The organism is Streptomyces sp. NBC_01775 (assembly GCF_035917675.1).
Taxonomy (GTDB): Bacteria; Actinomycetota; Actinomycetes; order Streptomycetales; family Streptomycetaceae; genus Streptomyces.
The window spans coordinates 1-10321 of sequence record NZ_CP109104.1; the positions used below are offsets into that span (position 1 = coordinate 1).

8 protein-coding genes and 2 pseudogenes are annotated in these 10321 nt (G+C 66.7%); 4 read left to right on the forward strand and 6 right to left on the reverse strand.

What is annotated here, in order from left to right; all coding sequences use genetic code 11:
* Positions 1-697 precede the first annotated feature (697 nt).
* The gene (locus OHB04_RS00005) at positions 698-1363 is read left to right on the forward strand and encodes a hypothetical protein (RefSeq protein WP_326685672.1); all 666 of its coding nucleotides are present in this window, start codon (positions 698-700) and stop codon (positions 1361-1363) included.
* 1019 nt (positions 1364-2382) lie between these two features.
* Here the strand turns inward: OHB04_RS00005 and OHB04_RS00010 are convergent.
* Positions 2383-3987, reverse strand: coding sequence for an ISL3 family transposase (locus OHB04_RS00010; RefSeq protein ID WP_442815065.1), 1605 nt, complete (start codon positions 3985-3987; stop codon positions 2383-2385).
* A gap of 431 nt (positions 3988-4418) precedes the next feature.
* The gene (locus OHB04_RS00015; RefSeq protein WP_326806454.1) at positions 4419-4643 is read right to left on the reverse strand and encodes a DUF6233 domain-containing protein; all 225 of its coding nucleotides are present in this window, start codon (positions 4641-4643) and stop codon (positions 4419-4421) included.
* Between the two features lie 495 nt (positions 4644-5138).
* Between OHB04_RS00015 and OHB04_RS00020 the strand changes: the two genes are divergently transcribed.
* Complete coding sequence (locus tag OHB04_RS00020; protein ID WP_326685676.1) at positions 5139-6248, forward strand: hypothetical protein; 1110 nt, start codon at positions 5139-5141, stop codon at positions 6246-6248.
* 301 nt (positions 6249-6549) lie between these two features.
* On the opposite strand, the gene OHB04_RS00025 is transcribed toward OHB04_RS00020, so the two are convergent.
* The gene (locus tag OHB04_RS00025) at positions 6550-6981 is read right to left on the reverse strand and encodes a hypothetical protein (RefSeq protein ID WP_326685677.1); all 432 of its coding nucleotides are present in this window, start codon (positions 6979-6981) and stop codon (positions 6550-6552) included.
* 68 nt (positions 6982-7049) lie between these two features.
* Positions 7050-7867 (reverse strand): IS5 family transposase gene (locus OHB04_RS00030; RefSeq protein ID WP_326685678.1). Its coding sequence is split into 2 segments (ribosomal slippage): positions 7050-7525 and positions 7525-7867, totalling 819 coding nucleotides; the frame shifts between segments, so codons are not numbered across the junction.
* 14 nt (positions 7868-7881) lie between these two features.
* Between OHB04_RS00030 and OHB04_RS41605 the strand changes: the two are divergent.
* Positions 7882-8175, forward strand: a pseudogene (locus tag OHB04_RS41605) (DUF6349 family protein); the annotation flags it as partial.
* Positions 8176-8884: 709 nt separating this feature from the next.
* Positions 8885-9313, forward strand: coding sequence for an ATP-binding protein (locus OHB04_RS00035; protein WP_326685679.1), 429 nt, complete (start codon positions 8885-8887; stop codon positions 9311-9313).
* Positions 9314-9334: 21 nt separating this feature from the next.
* Here the strand turns inward: OHB04_RS00035 and OHB04_RS00040 are convergent.
* A pseudogene (locus OHB04_RS00040) lies at positions 9335-9459 on the reverse strand (ASCH domain-containing protein); the annotation flags it as partial.
* 226 nt (positions 9460-9685) lie between these two features.
* A complete protein-coding gene (locus tag OHB04_RS00045; protein ID WP_326685680.1) occupies positions 9686-10192 on the reverse strand; it encodes a hypothetical protein in 507 nt (168 codons plus the stop codon).
* Positions 10193-10321: the final 129 nt, after the last annotated feature.

Consider the following 10321-nt stretch of genomic DNA (forward strand, 5'->3'; position numbering starts at 1 on the left):
CCGCGCCGCTGAGTCGGGTGTCCGGTGGGGCCGTCACCTTCGGTGACGGCGGGGTGGTGCGGTGGTTGGCGGTGTGCGGGTTCAGGCAAAAGACGCGGGCTGGAGGGTGAGGGTTGGCCTTGCCTGTTTGTGCATGTGGTGTGGGGTTTTGGTGGGGAGGGGACTGGTCGGGGGTCCGGTCCCCACCCCCGGTGCGCGGTGCCGGCCTGGACGAACCGGTGGCCGCTCACGCTCCCGTACCGCTACAGTATGTACCCGCCCGACGATGGTCCACAACCCCCGAAACCTGACGACACGTCACCGGAACCGTTTCCGGATCCCTTGCAGAGAGGTCTACACCACTCAGTGGCTCCGCCACTGGAAAACACCTCAGTCAGGCCCCGGAACAGGGGTCTCAACGGCCTCAAAAACGCGTAAGAAGCGACTTCTTTGCCAGTGGGTTGCCATCCAGTGCCAAGGGAGACAGGAAAGCGCTGTAGGCGAGCCGTGGAAAGGGAAACAAATGGCACACGACAACCTGAACGAGGATTGCGAAAAGAGCATGTATGAGGATGCGCCCTGCTCTTGCGAATTCCGCACCCGCGAATACGACAGCGCCTCTGTACGAGGAGAAGGGCCGAGTTCCTACGACGGTCGAATGGCAGGCCCCTCGCTCGACTGGTAGCGAATTCCGCAACACGACGGAAGGGAAACAGAAATGGCGCACCATAAGACGCCCAGCAGTTTGGGGCCCCGTCAGTTAGCTGAGCACCTCGGGATCCCGGAGTGGCAATTCGACCGCGCCCGCCGACTCGACCGGGTGCCGGCGCCCGACCGAGCCCGTGGCCGATGGTCGAGGGCGACCGTCGAGGACATCGCCCCGCGCCTGGACGAGGTTGTCGAAGCGGCCGGCTCGGTGCCGGACATGGGGGCCGTCCGCGCCGCTGAACACCTCACCCAACGCCTCGGGATGGACGTGACGCCAGATGCCGTGGCCGAGCTGGCCCGGCAGGGGCTCCTGCGCACCGTGGAGCCCTACAAGGGCAACAACGCCTACGACGGCCAGGACCTCGAAGCGCTCACCGACCGCGTGGCCGTCGAACGCGCCGGCCACGACGGCGAGCAGCTGCTCCGCGACGAGGTAGCCGAACGGCTCGGGGTGCGCGAGGTCGACGTCCAGCACCTCGTCCGGGCCGGCCTCCTCACCCCAGTGCGGTGGGTCCGCTCCTGGCACCAGCGGCGCAGCGCAGCACCCTGCGTGCCCCTCTACCGCGCCGCAGACCTGACCGCGCTCCAGGAGCGCCACGACATCAACTGGAGCGCTGTGAGGGCCACACCGCGCGGACAACGCTCACCACCCACCTCTCTGCCCGACGCTGGATGAGCAGCCGGCCAGCCCCGACCACAGCGGCCCGAGCACACGCCACAGAGGCATCAAGTCGAACTTCAGCATCATGATCACCTCGTTCACGAAGGCCCGCCACTCCTCAGACTCAGGATCTTGCCGCCGGCGTGCTCCTTGACGAAAACGATGTCGCGGTCGTCCTGCAACGAAGTCGACGGTGAACTCAACGACCAGATGCGGACCGCCATGCCGGAGAGCCCAAGAAGTAGAGACAGGGCGCTCCGGCGACGATGAGGTTCAGCGCTGGCTGTACCAGTACCCAAGCGCCAGCAGTGCCCCGTTCCCCAGGAGTTTGACCGCGACGCGGGTCGCTTCGTCAGCTGCGGTTGCCGCGATTCCACGCAGCCCACGCCCCCTGCCCTGGCGAAGAGGTCCCGGTATCTCCAGCTCGAAGGGCGGCTTGTCCAGCCGATGACAGTTACTGCACTGACACTGCGAGCCCGTAGGCTCAGGAGTAGCTCTGATGGTGGCCTCCCAAGGTCATCGTGAGGTGCTTCATGAAGGTGGCCCTCTGTCTCGCACACAGGGGGCCACCGCCATGTTCAGCAGCAGCCCCGACGGGCCGGGATCATTGTGCTGCACCCCACCGACAGCACGTTGCGCGCAACCCCCCAGACTCGAACGAGCATTCGGCACCCTGTACCAGTGCGGCCTTCCAGGAATACGCCACACACGACAACCCCACCAGACACAACCCCGGTCGGCGTAGGGCGACGGCGTCTCTCAGACCTTGCCCAAGCAACGACTGCGGCCGATTACCAACTGGGCTCGTGACTACCATGCGCCCCGCAAGGTCCCGGGCCGGAATCGCCACTCAGGGGGCAGCACCAGGCCCGAGGGCTGGTCAATCTTCAGCAGGATGAAGTACACCAGCCCGAAGGCGATGAACACCGGTGGAAAGCAGCAGCCGGAGAGCACCGCTGGCTTTCAGGCGTTGATGCTGGCTTTATCGACCACCAGTGGTTCTGGCTCAACTTCCGTGACGTGGCCACTCTCTGTCACGCAAATAGGACGCGTTTGCGAAGAAGTTGGAAGCCTGCCCGTCCGAACATCTGACGCTTGAGCATCTTGATCCGGTTGACATGGCCTTCGACTGCGCCAGAGCTCCAGGGCAAGGTGAGTCCGGCGATGACGGCGTCGCGATCGCGGTCAATGCCGGCCGCGAGGGTGTGAAGGCTGGGCAGGTTGTCGCTGCGGACGGCGTCGAGCCATTGCGGGAGACGGTGGCCTTGGCGCTCGGTGAGCATCTCGGCGAAGGACCGAACGTGGCCGGTGAGGGCTTCGAGTTCAGGGCAGTCGGCCAGGACTTCCTTCAGCCGGGTGTGTTCGGTGTCGGTGAGGGCCTCTGGTCGGCTGAGAATCCACCGGGTGACAGCGCGAGGTGTTGGCGGCTGGGCGGTGACAGGGCGGGGTGAAGTGCGCTTCTTCCTGATGTAGGCGCTGACGATGCCGTAGCTGCCGTTGTAGCCGAGCAGGATGATCTCCTCCCACAGCGTCCAGGCGTTCGTGCATCCCTCATCCCAGCGTTTGTCGAGGTAGGGCTTGTACTCGTCAACGGCCGTGGCTCGATTGAACCGGTACTGGCCAGTGAACAGGTCTTCCGGTCTGGCGGCGTCAGCCAGGCTCTTGACTGTTCGGTGTGTCATATGGAGCTGACAACCGATGGAACGGCGGCTGTGGCCAGCTTCGAGCATTGCGTGGACGGTGACGTGTCTAGCCCGGATGCGGTTGGCGAACCGCTCACTCTTCCACGGCGAGGCCGGAGTCTCCCCTGACAGCACAGGCTCGTCCGTGTCCTCCTTCCCGACCGATTCGGGCAGGAGGACGCGCAGACACTGGCGATGGCGGGCGACAGCACGCTCGGCAGCATCACCGAGGTTGCTCCACAAGTGCCACTGGTCAGCGACCTGGATGGCTTGTGGCGCCCCGGCCCTGGCGCCTTCCGCGAAGAAGGGCGCACGGTCGCGGCATACGACCTCGATCCCGGGACGGGCGGAGAGCCACCCGGCCACGCTGGACGCCTCCCGGTCGGGCAGCAGGTCCACCGGTCGCCGGGTCTCGACATCGACCAGCACGGTGCCGTACGCATGGCCTTTGCGGGTGGCGTACTCATCGACGCCGACCACCCGAGGAGACGGGATATCCGGTTCTGGCAGGGCTTGGACCAGGCGCAGGACCGTGCTTCGGCTGACGGAGATGCCCAGAACCGCGGACAGTCGGGCACCGGCCCGGCCCGCCAGGGCGAGACCTACCGAAGCGAGCGTGGAGCGCAGCCGCTCGGTGCGCTGGCCGTGCTTCCGGGTCAGGCCGGGTATCTGCTCGACGAAGGTCCGGCGCGGACACACCCTGTCCAGACACCGGAAGCGCCGGACGTGCAGGCGGAGTACGACTCTTCGCCCACCGCTCGGGACATCGGCAGGAAACCGCAGGTAGGAGCTGTGAACCCGAGCCGACGAGATGCCGCACTGCGGGCAGGCGGCGCCCGGCGAAGTGCCTTGCGCGTCAACACGGACTATCGCGATATCGACGTCTACCGACAGCACCGCGACGTCCGCGATCGCCGGTAACAACAGCTCCTGCAACCGGAGTACAACTTCTCTCACGGGCGAGACTGTCAGCCCCACCGCGACGATCACGATCTATTTTCGGTCTGCTTCTCGCGCCACCCGGCAGCCGCCAACCGTCACTCAGAGTTGCCCTTGCACGGAAGTTGAGCCAGAACCGTGTGACGTCGATAGAGCCACACGCGCAAGCCAGGACCGTGCCCTTGAGCTCTCCGCTCCGACCAGCAGCATGACGCGCGGCCTGCTGCACATCGACGCGGCAGCCTGCTGGCTACGGGAAGGCGACGCCGCGCGGGCCTGTAGCACTGCCACGACGGCGCTTGCCGAATTCCTCTCCGGATGGCGAAAGGGCCTCACCCCACACCCGCGCAGCCGACCTCTACCGCAGCATCCCTGCCCGGAACCGTCAGGAATCCGCCGCCCGCGACCTGCGCCAAGCACTCGCCAGAGCCTGAGACAGAGAGCCTGCGCTATCCATCCCGGCGGTCTTCATACTCGGCGGAGGCCGACCAGGTCCGCGGCTTCCGGTCGGGGCGGCATACGTCGCACACCCGGGCCGCGCTCATGTCCGCCAGCAGGGCCGGCGCCTTCGCCGCCGTCACCAGCCGCCTCTTCCAGTCGCCCCGGGCCTGCCAGCAGTCCTTCCGGTGCACGTACCACTGCGGCGCCTCATTCCGCACACCCCGAGTACGCACCGCCAACCACTGCCGTCCGCACCCTTCGTCGGCACCGCGTCGTAGCGCTCGCCGGGAATCGGGGTGATGGAGTCTGCCGCCACGGTGATCCGGGTCGGTGCGGCCTTCGCCTCTCTCTGCCGGTCGGCGTGCTCGTAGCGGGTGGGCAGGATGGCCTCACAGGCGAACCACCCGGCCGTCCGAGGTGCGCTCGCGGGCGGTGACGATGACGTCAAGCTGCTGGCCGTCGGGCAGGGTCGCCCACGGCCCCGCACGGGCACGCCACCCACTCATAGATCGAATCTTAGTTCGATATTGGTCAAAGTGCCCGGCTGGGTCGATGATGATCCGCCCGACCTGGACTTCGGCGACCGCCGAGGGCAGCGGCGCGGGTCTCCCCGCTCAGGTGAGGAAAGGGGCCGTCGGGAGGGTAGTGGTTGGCCGTACGAGTCCGCCTCCGAACGCGTTCCCGCATCATGGTCCTGAACCGGGAGCGCTCATCAAAGAGAGCCCAGCATGCCGCGATACCTGAAGATCCACGAGATCCGCGCGATGACCTACCTCGAACTCAAGCGCTGGTGGGAGGTCGACTTCGATGTCCTGGTCTCAACGGCCGTTGCCGAGGCTGACGGTCGCGTCGACTCCACTGTTTCCGAGGCTCTGAACAGCGACGACTGGATTGAGCAGTGGGCTGACGCCCTGTACGCGGGCGCAGGAGAACTTGCGTCGAGTATCGAGCGCATGGCATTTACCGGTGATCCGCGCTTGACGAAAGTGAAACGCCGTGGGGGCGTCGTTCTCCAGCGGATGGGACAGGTCAACGGGCTTCTGAAAGCAAGGCGCGCAGATCAGGGCTGGGAGATGCTGGGTGAGCATCTCAAGGATGCCCGGCTCGCAGCCCTGGCGATCTTGGCCAAGCACTACCGTGAGGAATACTTAGAACTACGAGCACAGGAACTGGCCCGGCGCGGCCTGCCTTCGGATCATCCGTTCTACCACGTGTCCTACCGTGACGTTTTTGACGCCATCGAGGATGCCGTCACAAAAGGTCTGATCGACGCGCCGTCCGACAGCGGGAGAATACAGGCTCTGCTGTCCGCGCCGCCGGACGAGCTCACTTCCCTGGCGGCCGGCGACACCACCCACCAGCAGGACCGCTGTGACGAGCTTCGGCACCCGCTGCTCCTGCGCCGATGGGCCGGAGCCTTGGAACACCTCCGCGACCGGCACTGTGAACTGGCCGGACTTGAGCCAGTGTTCACCACTGAACTCACGTCTCTCGACATGAAGGCTGTGCGTTCGTTGAAGGAGGAGGACGCCTGGGCGCTCATCAACCGGCGCAGGTTCATCCGTGCCCTGGGCCAGCGGTGGCGCGAGTGCCAGATGCACGTCCGGCAGCTGGGCCGGGTTGCCGCGCAGCGGAAAGAAGACGTCGCGAAGCCCTGGCATGAGGCGGAGCATGCCGCTCGCCAAGAGCTGGGCCGTCGATACCCACAGCAGTTGGATCTTCTCATCGCAGGCTTCACCCCCTTCTGCGAGCCTGGGACCACCCGGATCAAAAGAGGAGCTCTGTCGACGCATCAACGAGGACTGCTCGTCAATGAGCTCAAAAAGTCTCTGCCGTGATCTATGCCCTTCCCACTGCCCGGCCCAGGACGCCGCCTCGTGCCACCCAGCAGCGACCGCCGCATCATGCGGCGACTCGCTCCGGCACTTCGGGAGCGCCGGCCCCCCTTGCGCGCCATCGCACAACTTGGCGCGCAGCCCGTGCAGGCACGGCTCGGTGAACAGCTTCTGCGACTCGGGCTTCAGCGCAGCCTCGGCACGACCGTACATCCTCAGTGATCGTTGCAGTCGGCTGCGCGTTCACCCAGTGCTGTCGTTCAGGATCCCCCCGTGTGCGATCCTGCCAGGCCAACGGAGTGGCTCACTGATTTGACAGCGATTGGACCGGTTCTCGGTCCACGGGAGAGTGGGGGCGCTCGGCGGGTGCTGCGGCGGCGGCCTCCCGTGCCGCGCGGGTGCAGGTGGCGAGGTGGGAGAGAACACTGTTGAGGATCTCGAATCGGTCGCTGGGGCGGCGGGAGGGCAGGCGCTCGATGGCTTCCTCCGCTGCCTCCTGGACGTGGCGCGTCCAGGAGGCCATGTTCTGGTTCGGGTCGGTGGCGGCGGCACGCCAGTCGCGCTCGTAGGTGACGAGCCTGCCCGACAGCGTGGCGTCCTGGCGGGCGGCGACGTGCGCCGGGTCCAGACGGAGGGCGGTCAGACGGGTGCGCGCGCACATCCACGCGCGGGCCGCGCGCACCCCCGCCACGCCCACTAACCCCAGCACACCCGTCACGGTTGTCAGCGTCTCCATCGAATCCCCTCCCGGTTCGCGGTCTCGGGCACCGCATGTGTGCGGGCACCCGGCCCTTAGACCGTGTCCTATGTGGTGAGGCGGATGAGTCGTTTGTAGCAGCACAGGGCGGCTGCGAGGCCGAGGAAGGCCAGGTAGTTGCCCGGGTCGCATTCGTAGCGGTGGTTGAGGCGTCGGTAGCCGGTCAGCCATGACATGGCGCGTTCAATGACCCATCCGCGGCGCCCTAACCGCTCGCTGGACTCGATGCCTTTGCGGGCGATGCGGACGCCGATGCGCTTGCCGCGCAGCCATCTGCGCAGGTCTGGCCGGTCGTAGGCTTTGTCGGCGTGCAGCCGCTGAGGTTTGAAGTACCGGCCTCGATCAGGGTCGTGTCTCGTTTGGTGACCGGCCACCATCGGCTTCAGCCCTTCGCTGTCGTGGACGTTGGCGGCGGAGACGCCGACGAGGAGGGGCAGTCCGTTCGCGTCCGACAGAACGTGCATCTTCGAACCCGGCTTGCCCCGGTCCACAGGCGACGGGCCTGTGTGTTCGCCCCCTTTTTCGCCCTCACGTGGGCGGAGTCGAGAACGACACGGGTGACGTCGATGAGGCCGGCGTCATCGAGCCGGTGCAGCACAGTCTCATGTAGCCGGCCCCAGACGCCCGCTCTCGACCAGATCACGAACCGACGATGGGCCGTCGACTTCGATATCCCGAAGCACGGCGGCAACGACCGCCAGGCACAGCCACTGACCAGTACATAGACGATCGCCGCGAACACCGTCTCATCAGGCGTGTCCTGCGTCCCGCCACCCTGCGGCCGGACTCTCGACGCCGGGATCAGCGGCTTCGCGACCTCCCACAACCCGTCCGGAACAATCCAACTCCACGTTCCCCGCCCCATACACAGACCAACGTCCGCCTCACCACATAGGACACGGTCTTACTCGCCGCACCAGCGACGACGCCGAGGAGTACCGCGGGGCCTGCCTCGCCTGCACCTGGGAGGACGAGGAGCGCACCGGTCGCACCGCAGACCGCGCCGCCGTCGAGGACACCCACGACCACGCGTTTCCCGGGTGGCGCACCCTCCTGCCCCTGCTCGGTCCCGCCGGCCAGGAAAGCGCCCGCGTATGGGCCCTCGTCCGCGCCCTCTACCCGCCCCGCTGGCTCGACGCCGGAGCCCCCCAGCTCGTGCGCCGTGCCACCGCCAGCCCGCGCTACCGGCTCCACATGCCCCCACCCGCCCGCACCCGCCCCCCCGTTCCCGAGTCCACCTGCCCTCTTCTGAACGCTTTCGCCGGGGCGCGCTCCCAGGCTCGCTGCCCATCAGCGGCGGGCTGCGCCACGGCGCCGGGGCGGCCCGTCCCGTCACGACCGGAGGACTACATGCCTGTCTATCTGCCTGAACCGGACCGCCCCGACCACGGGGGGAACCGGCTTTCCCTGAACGCACACGTGGGCCGTCCTCGCGACCAGTGCGGGCTGCTCCCGACCAAGTACGTCACGCTGTACGAGAGCATGACCGGCCGTCAGCGGTGGGGCGGGTACGGGCGGTGCACGATGGAAGGTGCCTGTTCTTCCTGCCCGGTCCAGCGAGAGCACTTGCAGGGAGCCGAACTGGAGTGGCCGCGGGGGACCCCCGTCCTGCGGGCCCGCTCCGTCCCCCTCCAGCCGGACCCGAGGCATGTCTTCAGCGACCCGGCGGCCGGACACGAACGACTGTTCCTGACACCCCTGTGGGGTGCTGAACCAGTCATTGTCTCTTTTCGCGAGGTGCGCAACGCTCCTGGGGTCTCGATGGGCCGGGCCTTCGACGAGGGGGAGGCGACCGGCTTCTGGCTTCTACGTGACCGCCCGGACGCGGAGCAAGCCGCCGTCCATACCAAGGAGTTCGCCTCGCCCACCCGGCACGCCCTGTATGCGCGGCGCGGAGGCCCGCGCAGCGCCCTGGTCTCCTGCTCGGGCGGCTGCGTGCACGGCTCCATGGCTCTGGCCCGTCTGGCGCTCGACCTCACGGCGCCCGAGCAAGGAGCGGCTGGTCAGGGAAGCGAACTTCCCCAGGCCCAAGCGGCTGGAGGACTTCGTCTTCGCGGAGAACCCGAACGTCACCCCGGAACTGGTGGGCACGCTGGCCGATCCGGCCTGGGCGAAGGCCAACCAGCCGCTCTGCCTGATCGGTGACAGCGGCACCGGCAAGTCCCACCTGCTGATCGGCATCGGAACCGCGATCGCCGAAGCGGGATTCCGTGTCTGCTACACCACCACCGTCAACCTGGTGAACGAACTCGCCGAGGCCGCGGACGAGAGGAAACCTCGCCCGCACCATCGCCCGCTAGGGACGCGTTGACCTGCTCTGTCTGGACGAGTGTGTCGTGGAAGTCTTGGAACCGTTGAGGATCGCCGCAACGAGTTGGTCGCGCAGCGGGCCGGGGAAGGCGAACTCGGCCCTGGGTACCGATGCGAGATCGCCGGTGAGACGGCGTCCGTCGTCATGCGGTCACCGTAACAGCCCACCTGCGGTGTGCTGGTTCGGTGTTGGTGGGTTGGTGGGTGTCGGTGATGGCGTGCCAGGTTGCGGTGGGACACCCGTGCACAGATCGCGTAGCCGGCCAGCCCGGGGTCCTGCCCTCGGTTCCCGGAGCACCCCAGGCTGAGCCGGTGGCTGATCACCCGTGGCCGGAGAATGCACTCACCGGTGATCAGTCATCTGGCGCGAGCTTCACTCGACACCGCTGCACTGGCGCGCCCCGCCTGAGTTGTGGTTCCGCACCTGCTCGGAATATGTCGAGCCTGGGACTACGTCGTCCTTGGTCTCAGGCTCCACCAGCCGAATGCGGAAGCGGAAGCAGTCCCCTTCGGCCAGGTTCCATGGCTGACCATCACCGGCGTCCACGGACCCTGTGCCTCCGTAGCCGGTCTCGGTTCGCAGCCGGTACTCGTGAGTGTCGGGATCGTTGCTGACGTTCCAGACGTCCAACTGCACATCCTTCCCGTCGTCCTGGCGATCCCATATTTTGACTTTGTCGCCGTCGAACTGGATTGAAGCTTGTCCTCCCGTGTCCCCCTCGTCCGCAGTGTAGATGTAGTGCCAGTCCGCTGCTATGGCCGGCGAACCTTCACTTGCCGTCACGCGGTCATCAGCCTGCGCGGTAGGCACCCCGAGGACGCCCAGTGCCGCTAACAGCAAAACGCCGGCACCAATGTTGCCGCATTTTCCGATCCTCATGGTTTCCCCCTGAGTCGAATTTGCGACTCCTAGTCGAAAAGCACGCGTGACAGCCGTGCCCCCAGGGCCGCCCGAGGCGCGATTGCCTCACTTCGAAAGGGTTCCCGTTGCTCTGCGAAAAGGCAATAC